The sequence below is a fragment of the Flavobacterium sp. N502536 genome (genome assembly GCF_025947345.1).
Classification (GTDB): domain Bacteria; phylum Bacteroidota; class Bacteroidia; order Flavobacteriales; family Flavobacteriaceae; genus Flavobacterium.
The window spans coordinates 1185669-1207688 of record NZ_CP110011.1 but is presented as its reverse complement, the minus strand read 5'-3'; the positions used below and the strand labels follow the sequence as shown (position 1 = coordinate 1207688).

At 41.6% G+C, this 22020-nt stretch carries 10 protein-coding genes, 5 tRNA genes and 6 rRNA genes; 14 read left to right on the top strand and 7 right to left on the bottom strand.

The features are described 5' to 3' along the window. Positions 1–250 precede the first annotated feature (250 nt). The 10 genes from OLM61_RS05460 to rrf (OLM61_RS05415) all read left to right on the top strand — a co-directional run bounded on the left by OLM61_RS05460 (position 251) and on the right by rrf (OLM61_RS05415) (position 12449). Positions 251–1764 (top strand): 16S ribosomal RNA (locus OLM61_RS05460). A 126-nt stretch (positions 1765–1890) separates the two neighbouring features. Then, a tRNA-Ile gene (locus tag OLM61_RS05455) sits at positions 1891–1964 on the top strand. Between the two features lie 181 nt (positions 1965–2145). Continuing rightward, positions 2146–2219, top strand: a tRNA-Ala gene (locus tag OLM61_RS05450). 127 nt (positions 2220–2346) lie between these two features. Then, positions 2347–5230, top strand: a 23S ribosomal RNA gene (locus OLM61_RS05445). Positions 5231–5379: 149 nt separating this feature from the next. Continuing rightward, positions 5380–5489: ribosomal RNA gene (gene rrf / locus OLM61_RS05440) — 5S ribosomal RNA — on the top strand. Positions 5490–7210: 1721 nt separating this feature from the next. Further along, positions 7211–8724: ribosomal RNA gene (locus OLM61_RS05435) — 16S ribosomal RNA — on the top strand. A 126-nt stretch (positions 8725–8850) separates the two neighbouring features. Beyond that, positions 8851–8924: transfer RNA gene (locus OLM61_RS05430), tRNA-Ile, on the top strand. Positions 8925–9105: 181 nt separating this feature from the next. Continuing rightward, positions 9106–9179 (top strand) — tRNA-Ala (locus OLM61_RS05425). A 127-nt stretch (positions 9180–9306) separates the two neighbouring features. Beyond that, positions 9307–12190: ribosomal RNA gene (locus OLM61_RS05420) — 23S ribosomal RNA — on the top strand. A gap of 149 nt (positions 12191–12339) precedes the next feature. Continuing rightward, positions 12340–12449 (top strand): 5S ribosomal RNA (rrf, locus tag OLM61_RS05415). Together the 16S, 23S and 5S rRNA genes with 4 tRNA genes alongside form the textbook arrangement of a ribosomal RNA operon. A 578-nt stretch (positions 12450–13027) precedes the next feature. Here rrf (OLM61_RS05415) and OLM61_RS05410 read toward each other — a convergent pair. Continuing rightward, positions 13028–13489 (bottom strand): Lrp/AsnC family transcriptional regulator, encoded by a 462-nt coding sequence (locus OLM61_RS05410; RefSeq protein WP_264525417.1) that lies wholly within the window; start codon positions 13487–13489, stop codon positions 13028–13030. Positions 13490–13606: 117 nt separating this feature from the next. Between OLM61_RS05410 and OLM61_RS05405 the strand changes: the two genes are divergently transcribed. After that, positions 13607–13996 (top strand): RidA family protein, encoded by a 390-nt coding sequence (locus OLM61_RS05405; protein WP_264525416.1) that lies wholly within the window; start codon positions 13607–13609, stop codon positions 13994–13996. A 7-nt stretch (positions 13997–14003) separates the two neighbouring features. Then, the gene (locus OLM61_RS05400) at positions 14004–15236 is read left to right on the top strand and encodes an aminotransferase class V-fold PLP-dependent enzyme (protein ID WP_264525415.1); all 1233 of its coding nucleotides are present in this window, start codon (positions 14004–14006) and stop codon (positions 15234–15236) included. Between the two features lie 90 nt (positions 15237–15326). Here OLM61_RS05400 and OLM61_RS05395 read toward each other — a convergent pair. Together OLM61_RS05395 and OLM61_RS05390 are read right to left on the bottom strand one after the other, a co-directional pair. Next, positions 15327–15401, bottom strand: a tRNA-Val gene (locus OLM61_RS05395). A 178-nt stretch (positions 15402–15579) separates the two neighbouring features. Further along, positions 15580–16806, bottom strand: a complete 1227-nt coding sequence (locus OLM61_RS05390) for a bifunctional folylpolyglutamate synthase/dihydrofolate synthase (RefSeq protein WP_264525414.1) — start codon at positions 16804–16806, stop codon at positions 15580–15582. Positions 16807–16937: 131 nt separating this feature from the next. On the opposite strand from OLM61_RS05390, the gene OLM61_RS05385 reads away from it, so the two are divergent. Together OLM61_RS05385 and OLM61_RS05380 are read left to right on the top strand one after the other, a co-directional pair. Next, positions 16938–17630 carry a MotA/TolQ/ExbB proton channel family protein gene (locus tag OLM61_RS05385; RefSeq protein WP_264525413.1) on the top strand — a complete coding sequence of 231 codons (693 nt, stop codon included), beginning with the start codon at positions 16938–16940 and terminating at the stop codon, positions 17628–17630. A 3-nt stretch (positions 17631–17633) separates the two neighbouring features. After that, complete coding sequence (locus OLM61_RS05380) at positions 17634–18029, top strand: ExbD/TolR family protein (RefSeq protein ID WP_264525412.1); 396 nt, start codon at positions 17634–17636, stop codon at positions 18027–18029. Positions 18030–18257: 228 nt separating this feature from the next. Here the strand turns inward: OLM61_RS05380 and OLM61_RS05375 are convergent, their stop codons facing one another. From OLM61_RS05375 to OLM61_RS05360, 4 genes are all read right to left on the bottom strand, one after another. Next, positions 18258–18407: a hypothetical protein gene (locus tag OLM61_RS05375; protein ID WP_264525411.1), complete on the bottom strand. Its 150-nt coding sequence runs from the start codon at positions 18405–18407 to the stop codon at positions 18258–18260. 217 nt (positions 18408–18624) lie between these two features. After that, on the bottom strand, positions 18625–19524 hold the full coding sequence (locus OLM61_RS05370) for an energy transducer TonB (protein ID WP_264525410.1): 900 nt from the start codon (positions 19522–19524) through the stop codon (positions 18625–18627). 268 nt (positions 19525–19792) lie between these two features. Beyond that, positions 19793–21019: a Glu/Leu/Phe/Val dehydrogenase dimerization domain-containing protein gene (locus OLM61_RS05365; RefSeq protein ID WP_264525409.1), complete on the bottom strand. Its 1227-nt coding sequence runs from the start codon at positions 21017–21019 to the stop codon at positions 19793–19795. A gap of 142 nt (positions 21020–21161) precedes the next feature. Then, entirely contained in the window at positions 21162–21737 is a 576-nt protein-coding gene (locus tag OLM61_RS05360) for a chalcone isomerase family protein (RefSeq protein ID WP_264525408.1), read from the bottom strand. Positions 21738–22020 lie beyond the last annotated feature (283 nt).

Genomic DNA, 22020 nt, shown 5'->3' with positions numbered 1-22020 from the left:
GGAGAAAGAAGAAAAAAGGAAAGTAAATTTTCTAAAAAAAACTTCAAAAAACTCTTGCCATTTAGAAATAAGTTTTCTACTTTTGCACCCGCTTTGAAATACAAGCCAAACACAAGAAGACACGTTCGTAGACATATTGAATTGACAGCCGTTTTAACAGAGATGTTAAAACAAAAGAATAAGAGTAATGGAATCGAGAGATTCGTAAAGAACCGATAGAGACGACATCGCAATATAATATAAAAAATATACGATGAAGAGTTTGATCCTGGCTCAGGATGAACGCTAGCGGCAGGCTTAACACATGCAAGTCGAGGGGTATAGTTCTTCGGAACTAGAGACCGGCGCACGGGTGCGTAACGCGTATGCAATCTACCTTTTACAGAGGGATAGCCCAGAGAAATTTGGATTAATACCTCATAGCATAGCAGTCTCGCATGAGATCACTATTAAAGTCACAACGGTAAAAGATGAGCATGCGTCCCATTAGCTAGTTGGTAAGGTAACGGCTTACCAAGGCTACGATGGGTAGGGGTCCTGAGAGGGAGATCCCCCACACTGGTACTGAGACACGGACCAGACTCCTACGGGAGGCAGCAGTGAGGAATATTGGACAATGGGCGCAAGCCTGATCCAGCCATGCCGCGTGCAGGATGACGGTCCTATGGATTGTAAACTGCTTTTATACGAGAAGAAACACTCCAACGTGTTGGAGCTTGACGGTATCGTAAGAATAAGGATCGGCTAACTCCGTGCCAGCAGCCGCGGTAATACGGAGGATCCAAGCGTTATCCGGAATCATTGGGTTTAAAGGGTCCGTAGGCGGTTTAGTAAGTCAGTGGTGAAAGCCCATCGCTCAACGGTGGAACGGCCATTGATACTGCTAAACTTGAATTATTAGGAAGTAACTAGAATATGTAGTGTAGCGGTGAAATGCTTAGAGATTACATGGAATACCAATTGCGAAGGCAGGTTACTACTAATGGATTGACGCTGATGGACGAAAGCGTGGGTAGCGAACAGGATTAGATACCCTGGTAGTCCACGCCGTAAACGATGGATACTAGCTGTTGGGAGCAATCTCAGTGGCTAAGCGAAAGTGATAAGTATCCCACCTGGGGAGTACGTTCGCAAGAATGAAACTCAAAGGAATTGACGGGGGCCCGCACAAGCGGTGGAGCATGTGGTTTAATTCGATGATACGCGAGGAACCTTACCAAGGCTTAAATGTAGATTGACCGGTTTGGAAACAGATCTTTCGCAAGACAATTTACAAGGTGCTGCATGGTTGTCGTCAGCTCGTGCCGTGAGGTGTCAGGTTAAGTCCTATAACGAGCGCAACCCCTGTTGTTAGTTGCCAGCGAGTCATGTCGGGAACTCTAACAAGACTGCCAGTGCAAACTGTGAGGAAGGTGGGGATGACGTCAAATCATCACGGCCCTTACGCCTTGGGCTACACACGTGCTACAATGGCCGGTACAGAGAGCAGCCACTGGGCGACCAGGAGCGAATCTATAAAACCGGTCACAGTTCGGATCGGAGTCTGCAACTCGACTCCGTGAAGCTGGAATCGCTAGTAATCGGATATCAGCCATGATCCGGTGAATACGTTCCCGGGCCTTGTACACACCGCCCGTCAAGCCATGGAAGCTGGGGGTGCCTGAAGTCGGTGACCGCAAGGAGCTGCCTAGGGTAAAACTGGTAACTAGGGCTAAGTCGTAACAAGGTAGCCGTACCGGAAGGTGCGGCTGGAACACCTCCTTTCTAGAGCCTTAAATGTTAGCAGTAATGCACGTTAAGGAAAAAAGATGTTTATTTAAAGGATCTGAATCGCTAAATTCAATTACTCTTGCTGTTAATTTAAAAAAAAATGAAAATTAAGTAAAACAGAGTCTCGTAGCTCAGCTGGTTAGAGTACTACACTGATAATGTAGGGGTCGGCAGTTCGAGTCTGCCCGGGACTACTTTTTTAGAATTGTTGATTGTTAATTATTAATTATTAATAAAAAACAACAACAATAACAACAAACTAAAAAAGACTGAAATACTTAAATAAGGAAATTCTAGAAGTTGGAATTCACCAAAGGAAATTAGAGAAGAATTAGAAATCTAAAATCTGAATTCTACAATCTAAGATTGAAAAATGGGGGATTAGCTCAGCTGGCTAGAGCGCCTGCCTTGCACGCAGGAGGTCAACGGTTCGACTCCGTTATTCTCCACAGATCCGAAAGGATAAAAGTTCATTGACATATTGAGATAAGAAAATAATAAAAAGTAGAAAGCGTTTTTTGTTATTTAATAACAAAAGACAAAAAAAAACGGTCATAATTAAATTTATGATTGGTACAATAAGCAAAATAAGGGCGTATGGGGGATGCCTAGGCTCTCAGAGGCGATGAAAGGCGTGATAAGCTGCGAAAAGCTACGGGGACGGGCACACACCGATTGATCCGTAGATACCTGAATGGGGCAACCCACTATGTTGAAGACATAGTACACCGATAGGTGGGCAAACCCGCTGAACTGAAACATCTAAGTAGGCGGAGGAGAAGAAAACAAAAGTGATTCCGTAAGTAGTGGCGAGCGAACGCGGATTAGCCCAAACCAATGATGTTACGGCATTGTTGGGGTTGTAGGACCACGACATTTTATGTACAAGGAACCGGAAGTTACTGGAAAGTGACGCCATAGAGGGTGATAGCCCCGTATGGGTAACGAGTATAATAGATAGTGGTATCCTGAGTAGGGCGGGGCACGTGAAACCCTGTCTGAATTTGGCGGGACCATCCGCTAAGGCTAAATACTCCTGAGAGACCGATAGTGAACCAGTACCGTGAGGGAAAGGTGAAAAGAACCGTGAATAACGGAGTGAAATAGATCCTGAAACCATACGCTTACAAGCGGTCGGAGCCCTTTCGTGGGGTGACGGCGTGCCTTTTGCATAATGAGCCTACGAGTTAACGTTGCTGGCAAGGTTAAGTGATTAAGTCACGGATCCGTAGCGAAAGCGAGTCTGAATAGGGCGCTTTAGTCAGTAGTGTTAGACGCGAAACCGTGTGATCTACCCATGGGCAGGTTGAAGCTGTGGTAACACACAGTGGAGGACCGAACCGGTTGACGTTGAAAAGTCTTCGGATGACCTGTGGGTAGGGGTGAAAGGCCAATCAAACTCGGAAATAGCTCGTACTCCCCGAAATGCATTTAGGTGCAGCGCTGAGCGTAAAGTTATATAGAGGTAGAGCTACTGATTGGATGCGGGGGCTTCACCGCCTACCAATTCCTGACAAACTCCGAATGCTATATAATGTTTCTCAGCAGTGAGGGCTTGGGTGCTAAGGTCCAAGTCCGAGAGGGAAAGAACCCAGACCATCAGCTAAGGTCCCCAAATATACGCTAAGTTGAAAGAACGAGGTTTGTCTGCCCAGACAGCTAGGATGTTGGCTTGGAAGCAGCCATTCATTTAAAGAGTGCGTAACAGCTCACTAGTCGAGCGGACGAGCATGGATAATAATCGGGCATAAGCGTATTACCGAAGCTATGGATTTACAAGCAATTGTAAGTGGTAGGGGAGCATTCTAACAGGGTTGAAGGTGTATCGTCAGGTATGCTGGACTGGTTAGAAAAGAAAATGTAGGCATAAGTAACGATAATGCGGGCGAGAAACCCGCACACCGAAAAACTAAGGTTTCCACAGCTATGCTAATCAGCTGTGGGTTAGTCTGGTCCTAAGGCGAACCCGAAAGGGACAGTCGATGGCTAACGGGTTAATATTCCCGTACTACTAATTACTGTGATGGGGTGACGGAGTGATGAAAGCGCCGCGAACTGACGGAATAGTTCGTTGAAGTACCTACCTATAAGATGCGCAGGCAAATCCACGCGTCTTGGGGAAATACGATAGTACTCGGAGTCTTCGGACAAAGAGATAGTGCGCCTAAGGGCTTCCAAGAAAAACCTCTAAACTTCAGGTAATTAGTACCAGTACCGTAAACCGACACAGGTAGTTGAGGAGAGAATCCTAAGGTGCTCGAGAGATTCATGGCTAAGGAATTAGGCAAAATAGACCTGTAACTTCGGGAGAAAGGTCGCCCCGAGCAATCGGGGCCGCAGTGAAGAGGTCCAGGCGACTGTTTATCAAAAACACAGGGCTCTGCAAAATCGTAAGATGAAGTATAGGGCCTGACACCTGCCCGGTGCTGGAAGGTTAAGAGGAGATGTTATCTTCGGAGAAGCATTGAATTGAAGCCCCAGTAAACGGCGGCCGTAACTATAACGGTCCTAAGGTAGCGAAATTCCTTGTCGGGTAAGTTCCGACCTGCACGAATGGTGTAACGATCTGGACACTGTCTCAGCCATGAGCTCGGTGAAATTGTAGTAACGGTGAAGATGCCGTTTACCCGCAGTGGGACGAAAAGACCCTGTGCACCTTTACTATAGCTTAGTATTGACCTTGGATAAATGATGTGTAGGATAGGTTGGAGACTGTGAAGTGGCGTCGCCAGGCGTTGTGGAGTCATTGTTGAAATACAACCCTTTGTTTATCTGAGGCCTAACCCCATAATGTGGGGGACATTGCTTGGTGGGTAGTTTGACTGGGGTGGTCGCCTCCAAAAGAGTAACGGAGGCTTCTAAAGGTTCCCTCAGTACGCTTGGTAACCGTGCGTAGAGTGCAATGGCATAAGGGAGCTTGACTGAGAGACATACAGGTCGATCAGGTACGAAAGTAGAGCATAGTGATCCGGTGGTTCCGCATGGAAGGGCCATCGCTCAAAGGATAAAAGGTACGCCGGGGATAACAGGCTGATCTCCCCCAAGAGCTCATATCGACGGGGGGGTTTGGCACCTCGATGTCGGCTCGTCACATCCTGGGGCTGGAGAAGGTCCCAAGGGTTGGGCTGTTCGCCCATTAAAGTGGCACGCGAGCTGGGTTCAGAACGTCGTGAGACAGTTCGGTCTCTATCTACTGTGGGCGTTAGAAATTTGAGTGGATCTGATTCTAGTACGAGAGGACCGAATTGGACAAACCTCTAGTGTATCTGTTGTCCCGCCAGGGGCACCGCAGAGTAGCTACGTTTGGAAGGGATAAGCGCTGAAAGCATATAAGCGCGAAACCCACCACAAGATGAGATTTCTTTTAAGGATCGTGGAAGATGACCACGTTGATAGGCTATAGATGTAAAGGCAGTAATGTCATAGTCGAGTAGTACTAATAATCCGTAAGCTTATGTACACCCTTTTCCTCCGGGGCAACCCGGAGGAAGAAACTTTCTAAACAATTTATGTTTCTTTATCTCAGTATGTTAAAATATTATTTTAATTATCAATTGTGAATTATCAATTATTAATTAAAAAAAATTGCCCAAAGCAATTATAACTTCTTAAGGTGGTTATTGCGGCGGGGCTCACCTCTTCCCATCCCGAACAGAGTAGTTAAGCCCGCCTGCGCAGATGGTACTGCAGTTATGTGGGAGAGTATGTCGTCGCCTTTCTTTTTAAAAACCCTATCCAAATCGGATAGGGTTTTTTGTTTTATATCGGTTTTGAGTGGTAAAGACCTTTGCGTGCTTTGCGTAAAACTTTGCGCACTTTGCGGTTAAAAAACAGATCGTGGATTGTACTGATTCGCTAGGCGAAAACGCGGATTAAAGCGGATTTTTTTGTGTTTGTTCTTTGAGTGGTAAATGCCTTTGCATGCTTTGCGTAAACCTTTGCGCACTTTGCGGTTAAAAAACAGATTGCGGATGGTACTGATTCGCTATGCGAAAACGCAGATTGCAACGGTTTTTTTATTTATTTATTTATTTTAGGTTATATCCTTCGAGTAATCTTCTTTTTACCGTAAACTGCGTTAGGGATGGCAGCGGTATCCTTTTGCGATATCTTTGACCTTCTAGTAATCTCCGATACCTTTTATCGCAAAAGATTTAGCGGACAGCCCGACCCGGAGGGGAATGCCCAGGGGAAAATTATTATCATAAAATAACTTTGATGATATATTGCATTCTCGATGTCTAAAATCGCGGGTAATGTCTGCAATATTCTATTTACGCCAAATATTGTCCCAGGCTTCGTAAAAGAGGGGCTAAATATGAATTAAAACCCTGAAATTCTATTCTGTTTGAATTATAGCTTACGGTTTTAGCTGCGGGGTTGTGATAGTGGTGTGTTGCGGAAACTTTTGGAGGGGTAGAAATTAAGTATGGATGGTAGATAATCTGAATGAGGAGGATTTTATATTTCAAACAGTTCTGAATTTTGATCTTGATGTTTTTTATTTTGGTATTGAATGAATTCGTTGGGAAGTATTTAAGTTTTTGTTTGTGTCAGGATATAATTTAGGTAATAAGTTGATGCATTCTGTGTGGTTCTGGGTTTGTTTAGATTTGTTTTATAGAAGAAGTGTTGTCTCCTGGTTATTGATGGTTTTTTAAGTGTGCTTTTATTCGAGAGTGTTATTGCTTTTGTATTTGTATTTGATTTTATCCATAATGATATGTTTTGATCTTGGGAATATAGATGGGTTAGTTGATAAAAAGAATAAAAGACAAGTGAAAATTACTATGCTGGTAGGTTCAGTTGGTTTGGAAGCGATAGTAAGGAAAGTTTTGAAGTCAGTAAAATCGGGGCGTTTGGAAAGATGGAATTACCCTGAAAGAGATTCACTAAAGAAAAATCTCTCAAAACTAAAAATAGATTAAATTGTAAAAGTGGTGTTATCAGAGTGTTAACAAAAAGTTTTCAAAAACATCAAAAATACTTCCCTAAAAAGCTTGTGAAAGCGAATAAAGTGACTACTTTTGCACCCGCAACAGCGACAGACGTTCACCGAAATACTGGCAAGAAAGAGAATCAAAACGAAAATAAAATTTCAAATAAAAATTCAAAAAAGCTTGCGAGAATGGAAAACGGATATTACATTTGCACCCCGCAAAATATGCGAAGCTCATTGAAAGATTGGAAGGAGAAAGAAGAAAAAAGGAAAGTAAATTTTCTAAAAAAAACTTCAAAAAACTCTTGCCATTTAGAAATAAGTTTTCTACTTTTGCACCCGCTTTGAAATACAAGCCAAACACAAGAAGACACGTTCGTAGACATATTGAATTGACAGCCGTTTTAACAGAGATGTTAAAACAAAAGAATAAGAGTAATGGAATCGAGAGATTCGTAAAGAACCGATAGAGACGACATCGCAATATAATATAAAAAATATACGATGAAGAGTTTGATCCTGGCTCAGGATGAACGCTAGCGGCAGGCTTAACACATGCAAGTCGAGGGGTATAGTTCTTCGGAACTAGAGACCGGCGCACGGGTGCGTAACGCGTATGCAATCTACCTTTTACAGAGGGATAGCCCAGAGAAATTTGGATTAATACCTCATAGCATAGCAGTCTCGCATGAGATCACTATTAAAGTCACAACGGTAAAAGATGAGCATGCGTCCCATTAGCTAGTTGGTAAGGTAACGGCTTACCAAGGCTACGATGGGTAGGGGTCCTGAGAGGGAGATCCCCCACACTGGTACTGAGACACGGACCAGACTCCTACGGGAGGCAGCAGTGAGGAATATTGGACAATGGGCGCAAGCCTGATCCAGCCATGCCGCGTGCAGGATGACGGTCCTATGGATTGTAAACTGCTTTTATACGAGAAGAAACACTCCAACGTGTTGGAGCTTGACGGTATCGTAAGAATAAGGATCGGCTAACTCCGTGCCAGCAGCCGCGGTAATACGGAGGATCCAAGCGTTATCCGGAATCATTGGGTTTAAAGGGTCCGTAGGCGGTTTAGTAAGTCAGTGGTGAAAGCCCATCGCTCAACGGTGGAACGGCCATTGATACTGCTAAACTTGAATTATTAGGAAGTAACTAGAATATGTAGTGTAGCGGTGAAATGCTTAGAGATTACATGGAATACCAATTGCGAAGGCAGGTTACTACTAATGGATTGACGCTGATGGACGAAAGCGTGGGTAGCGAACAGGATTAGATACCCTGGTAGTCCACGCCGTAAACGATGGATACTAGCTGTTGGGAGCAATCTCAGTGGCTAAGCGAAAGTGATAAGTATCCCACCTGGGGAGTACGTTCGCAAGAATGAAACTCAAAGGAATTGACGGGGGCCCGCACAAGCGGTGGAGCATGTGGTTTAATTCGATGATACGCGAGGAACCTTACCAAGGCTTAAATGTAGATTGACCGGTTTGGAAACAGATCTTTCGCAAGACAATTTACAAGGTGCTGCATGGTTGTCGTCAGCTCGTGCCGTGAGGTGTCAGGTTAAGTCCTATAACGAGCGCAACCCCTGTTGTTAGTTGCCAGCGAGTCATGTCGGGAACTCTAACAAGACTGCCAGTGCAAACTGTGAGGAAGGTGGGGATGACGTCAAATCATCACGGCCCTTACGCCTTGGGCTACACACGTGCTACAATGGCCGGTACAGAGAGCAGCCACTGGGCGACCAGGAGCGAATCTATAAAACCGGTCACAGTTCGGATCGGAGTCTGCAACTCGACTCCGTGAAGCTGGAATCGCTAGTAATCGGATATCAGCCATGATCCGGTGAATACGTTCCCGGGCCTTGTACACACCGCCCGTCAAGCCATGGAAGCTGGGGGTGCCTGAAGTCGGTGACCGCAAGGAGCTGCCTAGGGTAAAACTGGTAACTAGGGCTAAGTCGTAACAAGGTAGCCGTACCGGAAGGTGCGGCTGGAACACCTCCTTTCTAGAGCCTTAAATGTTAGCAGTAATGCACGTTAAGGAAAAAAGATGTTTATTTAAAGGATCTGAATCGCTAAATTCAATTACTCTTGCTGTTAATTTAAAAAAAAATGAAAATTAAGTAAAACAGAGTCTCGTAGCTCAGCTGGTTAGAGTACTACACTGATAATGTAGGGGTCGGCAGTTCGAGTCTGCCCGGGACTACTTTTTTAGAATTGTTGATTGTTAATTATTAATTATTAATAAAAAACAACAACAATAACAACAAACTAAAAAAGACTGAAATACTTAAATAAGGAAATTCTAGAAGTTGGAATTCACCAAAGGAAATTAGAGAAGAATTAGAAATCTAAAATCTGAATTCTACAATCTAAGATTGAAAAATGGGGGATTAGCTCAGCTGGCTAGAGCGCCTGCCTTGCACGCAGGAGGTCAACGGTTCGACTCCGTTATTCTCCACAGATCCGAAAGGATAAAAGTTCATTGACATATTGAGATAAGAAAATAATAAAAAGTAGAAAGCGTTTTTTGTTATTTAATAACAAAAGACAAAAAAAAACGGTCATAATTAAATTTATGATTGGTACAATAAGCAAAATAAGGGCGTATGGGGGATGCCTAGGCTCTCAGAGGCGATGAAAGGCGTGATAAGCTGCGAAAAGCTACGGGGACGGGCACACACCGATTGATCCGTAGATACCTGAATGGGGCAACCCACTATGTTGAAGACATAGTACACCGATAGGTGGGCAAACCCGCTGAACTGAAACATCTAAGTAGGCGGAGGAGAAGAAAACAAAAGTGATTCCGTAAGTAGTGGCGAGCGAACGCGGATTAGCCCAAACCAATGATGTTACGGCATTGTTGGGGTTGTAGGACCACGACATTTTATGTACAAGGAACCGGAAGTTACTGGAAAGTGACGCCATAGAGGGTGATAGCCCCGTATGGGTAACGAGTATAATAGATAGTGGTATCCTGAGTAGGGCGGGGCACGTGAAACCCTGTCTGAATTTGGCGGGACCATCCGCTAAGGCTAAATACTCCTGAGAGACCGATAGTGAACCAGTACCGTGAGGGAAAGGTGAAAAGAACCGTGAATAACGGAGTGAAATAGATCCTGAAACCATACGCTTACAAGCGGTCGGAGCCCTTTCGTGGGGTGACGGCGTGCCTTTTGCATAATGAGCCTACGAGTTAACGTTGCTGGCAAGGTTAAGTGATTAAGTCACGGATCCGTAGCGAAAGCGAGTCTGAATAGGGCGCTTTAGTCAGTAGTGTTAGACGCGAAACCGTGTGATCTACCCATGGGCAGGTTGAAGCTGTGGTAACACACAGTGGAGGACCGAACCGGTTGACGTTGAAAAGTCTTCGGATGACCTGTGGGTAGGGGTGAAAGGCCAATCAAACTCGGAAATAGCTCGTACTCCCCGAAATGCATTTAGGTGCAGCGCTGAGCGTAAAGTTATATAGAGGTAGAGCTACTGATTGGATGCGGGGGCTTCACCGCCTACCAATTCCTGACAAACTCCGAATGCTATATAATGTTTCTCAGCAGTGAGGGCTTGGGTGCTAAGGTCCAAGTCCGAGAGGGAAAGAACCCAGACCATCAGCTAAGGTCCCCAAATATACGCTAAGTTGAAAGAACGAGGTTTGTCTGCCCAGACAGCTAGGATGTTGGCTTGGAAGCAGCCATTCATTTAAAGAGTGCGTAACAGCTCACTAGTCGAGCGGACGAGCATGGATAATAATCGGGCATAAGCGTATTACCGAAGCTATGGATTTACAAGCAATTGTAAGTGGTAGGGGAGCATTCTAACAGGGTTGAAGGTGTATCGTCAGGTATGCTGGACTGGTTAGAAAAGAAAATGTAGGCATAAGTAACGATAATGCGGGCGAGAAACCCGCACACCGAAAAACTAAGGTTTCCACAGCTATGCTAATCAGCTGTGGGTTAGTCTGGTCCTAAGGCGAACCCGAAAGGGACAGTCGATGGCTAACGGGTTAATATTCCCGTACTACTAATTACTGTGATGGGGTGACGGAGTGATGAAAGCGCCGCGAACTGACGGAATAGTTCGTTGAAGTACCTACCTATAAGATGCGCAGGCAAATCCACGCGTCTTGGGGAAATACGATAGTACTCGGAGTCTTCGGACAAAGAGATAGTGCGCCTAAGGGCTTCCAAGAAAAACCTCTAAACTTCAGGTAATTAGTACCAGTACCGTAAACCGACACAGGTAGTTGAGGAGAGAATCCTAAGGTGCTCGAGAGATTCATGGCTAAGGAATTAGGCAAAATAGACCTGTAACTTCGGGAGAAAGGTCGCCCCGAGCAATCGGGGCCGCAGTGAAGAGGTCCAGGCGACTGTTTATCAAAAACACAGGGCTCTGCAAAATCGTAAGATGAAGTATAGGGCCTGACACCTGCCCGGTGCTGGAAGGTTAAGAGGAGATGTTATCTTCGGAGAAGCATTGAATTGAAGCCCCAGTAAACGGCGGCCGTAACTATAACGGTCCTAAGGTAGCGAAATTCCTTGTCGGGTAAGTTCCGACCTGCACGAATGGTGTAACGATCTGGACACTGTCTCAGCCATGAGCTCGGTGAAATTGTAGTAACGGTGAAGATGCCGTTTACCCGCAGTGGGACGAAAAGACCCTGTGCACCTTTACTATAGCTTAGTATTGACCTTGGATAAATGATGTGTAGGATAGGTTGGAGACTGTGAAGTGGCGTCGCCAGGCGTTGTGGAGTCATTGTTGAAATACAACCCTTTGTTTATCTGAGGCCTAACCCCGTATTGCGGGGGACATTGCTTGGTGGGTAGTTTGACTGGGGTGGTCGCCTCCAAAAGAGTAACGGAGGCTTCTAAAGGTTCCCTCAGTACGCTTGGTAACCGTGCGTAGAGTGCAATGGCATAAGGGAGCTTGACTGAGAGACATACAGGTCGATCAGGTACGAAAGTAGAGCATAGTGATCCGGTGGTTCCGCATGGAAGGGCCATCGCTCAAAGGATAAAAGGTACGCCGGGGATAACAGGCTGATCTCCCCCAAGAGCTCATATCGACGGGGGGGTTTGGCACCTCGATGTCGGCTCGTCACATCCTGGGGCTGGAGAAGGTCCCAAGGGTTGGGCTGTTCGCCCATTAAAGTGGCACGCGAGCTGGGTTCAGAACGTCGTGAGACAGTTCGGTCTCTATCTACTGTGGGCGTTAGAAATTTGAGTGGATCTGATTCTAGTACGAGAGGACCGAATTGGACAAACCTCTAGTGTATCTGTTGTCCCGCCAGGGGCACCGCAGAGTAGCTACGTTTGGAAGGGATAAGCGCTGAAAGCATATAAGCGCGAAACCCACCACAAGATGAGATTTCTTTTAAGGATCGTGGAAGATGACCACGTTGATAGGCTATAGATGTAAAGGCAGTAATGTCATAGTCGAGTAGTACTAATAATCCGTAAGCTTATGTACACCCTTTTCCTCCGGGGCAACCCGGAGGAAGAAACTTTCTAAACAATTTATGTTTCTTTATCTCAGTATGTTAAAATATTATTTTAATTATCAATTGTGAATTATCAATTATTAATTAAAAAAAATTGCCCAAAGCAATTATAACTTCTTAAGGTGGTTATTGCGGCGGGGCTCACCTCTTCCCATCCCGAACAGAGTAGTTAAGCCCGCCTGCGCAGATGGTACTGCAGTTATGTGGGAGAGTATGTCGTCGCCTTTCTTTTTAAAAACCCTGTTTCTAATCGAAACAGGGTTTTTTGTTTTATAGCGGTTTTGAGTGGTAAAGACCTTTGCGTGCTTTGCGTGCTTTGCGTAATACTTTGCGTACTTTGCGGTTAAAAAACAGATCGCGGATTGTGCTGATTCGCTGCGCGAAAACGCGGATAGGAACGGATTTTTTTCTGTTTGTTCTTTATTTTAATACTTGGCTGATCTTCTGTTTTAAAATAGATCGCGGATGGTACTGATTCGCTGCGCGAAAACGCGGATTAAAGCGGATTTTTTTTTACCGTAAGCTGCGTTAGGGATGGCAGCGGTATCCTTTTGCGATACCTTTAATCTTCTAGTAATCCCCGAAAACTTTTATCGCAAAAGATTTAGCGGACAGCCCGACCCGGAGGGGAACGCCATAGCTATTTTTAATTGTTTTATTGGTTTAATTTTAGTTTTGTGCGGTATAATGATCTTTGGTTGTCTGGACTGAAAAAAGTGCCTGAAATCGTCTATTTTGCAGGATTGTGTTTTTGGTTTTTTTGGCTGCTTTTGTGTTGATCTGGTTTTTGATAAAACGATATCAGTTTAAATAGCAAGATTGTAGCCAACTTTTACTTTATCCATTATGACATGAGTATAAAAGTGTTTGACATTTGGGTTGTCCATGAGCCATTTTTTAGCGAATGATTCGTAGTGCTGCATGTTTTCTGCATTTACAATAATGACAAAATCGTAGGTGCCGGTTACAAAGTAACACTGCATGACTTCAGTGCATTTTCGCATTGAGGCCTTGAATTTTTCTAAGGCTTTCGAATTTCCATCTGCCAGAATAATATCGACTATGCAGGTAACGGTGAGTCCTAGTATACTTGGTGCTATAATGGAGACATCCGCCTCTATTATTTTGTTTTCTCTTAATCTTGTTAATCTTCTTTGTACTGCGGAACTGCTTAAATTTACTAAGTCTCCAAGTTCTTGCGCGGTCATTTTATTATTCTCCTGCATGAATTGTAAAAGCTTTTTGTCGTATTCGTCTAGTGCTTGCATTTTTTGCCTGTTTTTCTTGTAAAATTAAATCAAATCAGTCATTTATCGTGTTCATTTGCAGAAATAAAGCAGAGAATCCTGAGTAGTTTTGTGAGGTAATATTTAATATAAAAAGAGATGAAAGTACATTTTTCAAAGGATGCTCCAAAACCAATTGGACCTTATTCGCATGCTATACAAAGCGGTAATTTGTTATACTGCTCCGGGCAGACACCTATTAAGCCTGAGAGTATGAAAATTGAGGTTACCGATGTAAAAGGACAGACGCATAGGGCTATTAAAAATCTTCAGACTGTTTTGCAAGAGGCCGGACTTGCGCTTAACCATGTTATAAAAGTAAATGTGTTTTTGACGGATATGGAGAATTTCTCCGGAATGAATGAAGTTTATGCTTTGTGTTTTGGCGAACACCTTCCGGCCAGAAGTACTGTTGCTGTTAAAGGGCTGCCTTATGATGCTTTGGTTGAAATAGAATGTATAGCAGAGTTTAAAAATAATGTTGAATAATAAATAAATGAAACTAATGGAAAATATGCAAAGTGCTTTTTCACGAAGTGAAATCGAAAGATTTAGAAATGAAACTATAGGTTGTAAAAATGTAAATCATTTAAACAATGCAGGGGCAAGTCTTATGCCGGATGTGGTAACGCAGGTTATTTTGGAACATATAAAGTTAGAATCTGAAATCGGGGGCTACGAAGCAGCTGCTTTAAAAGCAAATGAAATTCAGCAATTTTACGTACAAGCCGGGAAGTTGGTTAATTGTAATCCATCAAATATTGCTTTTACGGCAAGTGCTACAGATTCTTATACTCGCGCATTGTCTTCTATCCCGTTTTCTCCTGGTGATATCATATTGACGGATAATGATGATTTTATTTCAAATCAAATCCAGTTTATTTCATGCCAGAAAAGATTTGGAATAAAAATCATAAGAATAAAAAATGCAGAAATCGGCGGTGTAGATCTGCATGATTTAGAAGAAAAATTATTTACTCTTAAACCAAAACTATTAGCGATAACACATATTCCTACGAATTCGGGCTTGGTTCAATCTGTTAAAAGCATAGGCGATATATACAAACGTTATTCAAAAGAGCATAGCGATAAAACCTGGTATATTCTTGATGCTTGCCAGTCTGCAGGTCAGATGAAGCTGGATGTTGAAGAATTAGCATGTGATTTTTTGAGTATAACCATCAGGAAGTTTTTAAGAGGTCCTCGTGGTACCGGTTTTCTTTATATTTCGGATAGAGCTTTAAAATCCAGGCTTGAGCCATTATTTATTGATATGAGAGGTGCCGACTGGATTGAAAAAGATGAGTACAAACCACAATCCGGTGCCAGACGTTTTGAAGATTGGGAGTTTGCCTACGCACTTGTTTTGGGAAGTAAAGTGGCTATTGAGTATTGTTTGAATATAGGGGAGGATAAAATTTGGCAGCAAATACAACTGTTGTCAAAACATATGAGAAATGAATTGTCAAAAAATCCTAAAGTTAGAGTTTTGGATAAAGGACCTGAGTTGGGCGCATTGATTACTTTTACCGTTAAAGATTCACAACCGGGATTTATCGTTGAGGAGTTGCTGAAGCGAAAAATCAACGTTGTGCCAAGTTTTCGAAATTTTGCTGTTATTGATTTTGATGAAAAGGGAGTAGAGTGGGCTATCAGGGCATCTCCACATTATTACAATACTTTCGAGGAAATCGATTTGTTTATTGAAGCTGTTCAGGAAATCGTGTAAATGTGATTTTTTGTATTGATCAACAGCGGTGATTTGCGAAGAAAAAGTAAGCATAAAAAAAAACTCCTTAATTGCTTAAGGAGTTTTTTGTGGGCGATGAGGGGTTCGAACCCCCGACCCCCTCGGTGTAAACGAGGTGCTCTGAACCAGCTGAGCTAATCGCCCTATTTTACTAGGTTGCTATCGTTTGTGATTGCGAGTGCAAATATACGCTAGTTTTTGAGTTCTGCAAAGAAAATGGAATAAAAAATAGAACTTTTTTTAAAATAAATTATATCTGGCTGTTTATGAATTTGTTATTAAATTGATTTTTTTAAAGTTTTTTTATTCCATCAGGCTTTGCTTATCCTAAAGGCAATTCGGCAACAACAAAAGTACTTCCGCCAACATAGATAAAGTCATTTTTTGAGGCATTTTTCTTCGCTACGGCAAAAGCATGTGCTACGGACTCATAATTTTCTCCCAATAAATCGTGCTTTTTAGCAGCGTCATTTAAAATTTCATTGCTCAGACCTCTGGAGGAATTTGGGCTGCAGAAATAATAGTGTGCGTTTTTAGGAAAAAGAGGGAGGATCGAATCGAGGTCTTTGTCGTTTACAACTCCCAAAACAATATGCAAATTTTCAAAAGTTTCTTTCTGAATCTGTTTCATTACAACCGCTAACCCATGTTTGTTGTGCGCTGTATCGCAGATGATTTTTGGGTTTTCTCCCAATTGCTGCCATCTTCCCTGTAAACCGGTATTTTTTACCACTTGTAATAAGCCCTTTTTTAAGGTTTCATCCGAGACTTTAAATTCGTTTTGAGTATTTAAAATGGCAATGGTCTGCTGCACTGTTTTTTTATTGTGAAACTGATAATCGCCAATTAGATCAGAAGGAAAGACTTCTGTAACTAAATCGGAAGCAAAATAAATTGGAGCGTCATTTTCTTTGGCTTTACTCACAAATACAGGCTGAGTTTCGGAGGTGTATTCTCCAATGACAACCGGTACATGAGGTTTTATGATACCTGCTTTTTCGCCGGCAATTGCAGCAGGCGTATTTCCTAAAAACTGAGTATGATCTAAATCGATGTTTGTAATAACCGATAACAGGGGGGTAATGATGTTGGTCGCATCAAGCCTTCCGCCAAGGCCAACTTCGATAATAGCAATATCTGTTTTTTCTGAGGCAAAATAATCGAAGGCCAATCCAACAGACATTTCAAAGAAACTCATATCATTGGCTTCAAAAAAGCTTTTGTGTTTTGCCACGAATTCGCAAACAAAATCTTCGGAAATTTCCTCACCGTTAATCTTAATTCGTTCTCTAAAATCTTTGAGATGTGGAGAAGTGTATAGTCCTACTTTGTATCCTGCCTCCTGTAAAACTGAAGCCAGCATGTGCGAGGTTGATCCTTTACCATTGGTTCCGGCAACGTGAATGCATTTTAACTGATCTTGGGGATTGTCAAGATGTGCTGCCAGCAACTTAATATTGGTCAGATCTTCTTTGTATGCCGAAGCGCCCTGAAGCTGATACATTGGGAGTTGATTAAACATCCAGTTTGTGGTTTCCTGATAGTTCATTGAATTGAGATAAAATAGTTGTGAATTGAAATAATTTTCGTTTTTTTTAGTTTTATAAGAGAGCGAAAATTATCTTTATTGCAAATTTCAAATATTTTTTAGAATTAATTATTAAAAACAAGAATTAATATATGTTTAGTTTCATTCAATTACAAACAGATACCATTGCAAACGCATCTAACGTAGTTATCGAAAAAATCGCACCCAATACCGAAATCTCTGTTTTAGGATTTATCTTAAAAGGAGGTTTTTTTCTAATTCCAATTGCCATCTTATTGTTTTATACTTTTTATATCATAATAGAACGTTACTTATACATTAGCAAAGCTTCCAGAATCGATAGCCGATTAATACAGGATGTTGGGGATAAACTAAACGCAGGTAATATCGAATTGGCCAGAACCATTGTGGAAAGAAGTGATACTGCAGCCGGAAATATTTTGAAAGAAGGAGTTTTGGTGATTGGAAGACCAATTGCTGAAATCGAATCTAATATGGACCGTGCGGCCGATATTGAAATTGGTGAAATGGAAAGACGTTTAGGACACCTGGGACTTATTGCCGGGATCGCCCCAACGCTTGGTTTTATTGGAACTATTTCGGGAGTAATTAAAATTTTCTATAGTATTTCTGTTACCGAAAACATTAGTATCGGAAATATTTCAGGAGGTTTATATGAGAAAATGATCAGTTCGGGTTCGGGATTAATTGTGGGGATTATCGCGTATAGTGCTTACCATTTGCTGAATGGGAAAATTGATGATTTTGCTTTAAAAATTCAGAAACAAATATTAGAATTTGTCAATATAATTCAAAGAGCATAAGCTATGTCTATTAAGCGAAAAAGAAGATTTCATGCCGAGGTGGCTACTTCATCATTAAGTGATATTATGTTTTTCCTGTTGTTGTTTTTTCTTATCATTTCAACGCTTGCAAATCCGAATGTTATTAAAATGACGTTGCCGAAAGCGAAAGCCAATGAAAAAACAAACAAACAGCTCATCAGTTTGTCTGTTACCGAAGATAAAAAATTTTACATCGATAAAGTTCCGGTTGAATTTGATGCTTTGGAAACGACTTTAATGTCAAAAATGGGAACAGACAAACAGCAAACTGTTGTAGTTCGAATACCGTTTAATCTTCAGGTTCAGGATTTAGTCGATGTACTGCAGATTGGAGTGAAGAACAATTTGAAATTTGTAATTGCTACGAGCCCAAAGTAAGAGTATCGATTAGGGCGTGACCACAATAAAAAAATGGGCTATTCAGCATAACGTTGATTTGCCCATTTTTTTATTGCGGTCGGGCTATCCGCGCTACTTCGGTAGCTTGCTGCTATCCCTCACGCAAAAAAAGGAATAATATAATTTTGTCATTTCGGGATACGAAACCATTGCATTAACAAACGAAAAGGGGCGTCTTTGTCATTTCGACCGAAGGGAGAAATCACACTAGTTGATCGATAAAGATTGGGTTTTGTTTGCGGAGTTACTCGTGAGGATTTCTCCTTGCGTCGAAATGACAACTTTGTGGTAAACCGTTGTCAGGCTGAGCGAAGTCGAAGCTCCACTCCAATTGGCAAACTCTTCGACTTCGCTCAAGCGGATAATCACTTTTAGCTAAAGCTAAGATCACATTTCATATTTTAAATTATCCATTTCACATCTTACATTTCACAACTAAATTCTTTGCGGAGTTACTCGTGTGATTTCTCCCTTCGGTCGAAATGACAAACTAGCCGCAATAGAGTATTAAAAAAGGCTTTCTGATTATTCAGAAAGCCTTTTTTAATTCGTGTAAATCCGTGCAATTCGTGTTTTAATCTAAACTAAAATTATAGATTATCTTTCCAACCTGTTTTGCAGGAGCATTGCTGTCGGCATCCCACTTTGTATTCATTGCTGCAATCTTGGCCTGATCTAGTAAACATCTTGCAGTATTGGTTGTTCCCTTTATTCCCGGAGTTGCGCTAATGGTTCTTCCATTTTGATCCACTGTAACTTCAACGACTACTTTTCCGGCTTCATCGCAGGTGTATTTTGGTGCAGGTTTCGATAATGCTTTACGGTTTCCTAAAGAGTAACCTGATCCGCCACCAGAGCCACCGCCGCTTCCCGGACCATAACCGCTTCCGGTGCCAATTCCATGTCCGGTTCCGTTGCCGCCGCCAGTTCCTCCTCCGGAACCACCTGTACCATAATAGCCATTAGAACTTAAACTACCGTTTGCTTTTCCTTTGTTTCCTGCTGCTTTATCATCACCGTCACCACCTTTGTTCGATCCTTTTAAAATACTGGACAAAGCATCGTTTGTCGAATTGGAAACTTTTGGTTTTTCAGGAATTGGTTTTGCTTCAGGTTTTACAACAGGGGTTGGTTTTTTAGATTTTTCTTTGGTTGGAATTACAACACTCTCATCGGTCGTTGCGTTTTCCTGAGTCAGAATTGCTTCGTCAGGTGTTGCTTTTGCCGGAGTTTGTCGGGCTTCGTTTTTTACATGTAAAACTTCACTTTTATAATTGGCTCCCGAACCTAAATCACTGTCTCCAAAGTTTACTGTAACGCCACCTCCGCCTCCGCCACTGGCAAGTGCTACGTTATTTTCGGGATTGTAAGGAGGCCAGAAACGTATGAAAAATAAAAGCAAAAGTAAAACAGCATAAATAGCTGTAGATATTAGTAGCGATTTCTTTTTATCTGAAGAACTCGTAAAATTCATTTTGATTCCGGGTTTTGTAATTGTATTAAATAAAAACGTTTAAAAGTACTAAAAATTGTTTACAATGAAAGCGTGGTATAGAATTTAACCGAAAGGTTTACAAAGTTCGAAAAGCTGTTTTTTAATCTCGCAAAGTCGCAGAGTCACAAAGAAAAAATTTAAAAAGCAAAACTTTGCGACTCTGCGACTTTGTGTAAAAACTTAGTGGTTGAACAAAAAAAAACGAGCCAAATAATTTAGCTCGTTTAGAATAAAAGTATAAAGAAAATTATACTAATTGTTTCAATGCAATTTCAAAAGCGGTTGCACTGATGTTTGTTTTGGATGAATTTAAAGTGTGAGCTTTAACAATCGCATTTTTTATAATTTCTGAAGTATCGTTAAAGATATTCTCATCTGTCATTTGAACTTTTTTCTCCATGAAATAAGCAAAAACTCTTGCCATTCCACAGTTTGAAATGAAATCAGGAATCAAACTTACTTTGCGATCCACTTCTTCCATAATAGATCCGAAGAAAATTTCTTTGTCGGCAAAAGGAACGTTTGCTCCACACGAAATAACTTCTAATCCGTTTGCGATCAGGCTGTCAATTTGAGCTTGTGTTACCAGTCTTGAAGCGGCACAAGGTGTGAAAATTTCGGCACCGATAGTCCAGATTTTGGTGTTGATTTCTTCAAATGGAATCATGTTGTCGGCAACCAGTTTGTTTCCGTCTTTGTTTAAAAACAAAGTTCTGATTTCTTCAAATGAAAAACCTTCTTCTTTTATTAATCCTCCGTCGCGGTCAATAATTCCGATTACTTTTGCGCCCATTTCGGCCAAATAGAAAGCGGCAGCCGAACCTACATTTCCAAATCCCTGTACAATGGCTTTTTTACCTTTGATGTCTCCACCATAAATAGCATAAAAATGACGAGCTGCTTCGGCAACACCATAACCAGTGATCATGTCAGCTACGGTATACTTGCGGGTTACATCAGGAGAAAACTTAGGGTTTTCGATTACTTTAATTACACCCTGGCGCAATTGCCCGATTCTGTTAATTTTATCTGCTTCGGTTGGTTTGAAGTGTCCGTTGAAAACACCTTCTTGCGGGTGCCATACACCACACTCTTCGGTCATTGGAATTACTTCGTGAATTTCGTCTACATTTAAATCTCCACCAGTTCCGTAGTAACTTTTTAATAAAGGAGAAACGGCTTTGTACCAACGTTGTAAAACGCCTTTTTTGCGTGGATCGTTCGGGTCAAAATTTATTCCGGATTTGGCACCTCCAATGGCAGGTCCCGAAACTGAAAATTTAACCTCCATGGTTTTAGCCAGGGATAAAACTTCATTCATATCTAAGCCTTTTCTCATTCTTGTTCCTCCACCCGCAGCTCCACCGCGTAGCGAATTGATAACAGTCCATCCTTCGGCTTCTGTTTCGGAATCTTTCCAGTTAAAAACAATTTCAGGTGCTTTATTTTCAAATTGCTGTAATAAATCTTTCATTTTGTTGAGATATGTTTAGTTTGCGTAAAAGTATAAAATAGAATAATGCGAATAATGTATCTCGCGTCAAATTTTATCAAACAAAAAAAAGAAGGCCGAAAACAATGCGTTTTCGGCCTTCGAATTTTATAAATTTCACAAATTATATTCCTAACAAGTGTTTTTTCAGTGTTTCGTCAACAGGTTTGTCTGAAAGCCAGATTCCGAATAAAGCTTTTTTGAAATCAAATCCGGAGATTTTTCCTTTCAGATTTTCATTTTTGTAGACATTGATGGTTTGATCAAGCGGATTGTAAGCCAAAACAAATACATCCTTTTCGGTGATCATATCACTTAAGTACGTTTTGAATTGTTCAATTCGAGGTCGCAATTCAGCAAGATTACTTCCTGCCGATTTTTCGAATCCGGCATTCATCGCCTTGGTCAGTTTACCTGAAGAAACCATTGAAGAGGTAATTTCAATTCGGATCGCCATTTCAGTATCGCTGTCAATAATAAATTGAGGATCCTGACTTAGCTGCGATAAATATAAGGCCTGAACATAAACTTCCAACCACATTTTTGATCTGCCTCCAGCACCGTTAAGTTGTAAAGTTTTGCCTTGAAATTCAATTTTTCTTGGAACTGTAACGCCATTCACATCAAGCTGAGTCTGGGCAGAAACTGTCGAGAATTGTATACTAAAAAGGAATGTAAGTAAAAGTAAAATCTTTTTCATGTTCTATCGATATTATAATTTTTAGGCAAAAATAATGTTAATTTATCAATTATTGGGCGTTATTAAATATGTTTTTTTCGTTGTTATTTGGTTTTTTTCGTCCGTATGGGATTAGTAATCAAATTAGTAAGAGTTATTTTACGCGATTTAACAAATTTTAAGGATTGTTTAATCTTTTTAGAGCTAAAGTTTTACTAAAATTTTAGGAAAATGCTTTTTGAATGACGACTTTTATTCTTGATTTTTAAAGAAATCATTGCAAAGTTGATGCGTGTTGCGCTAA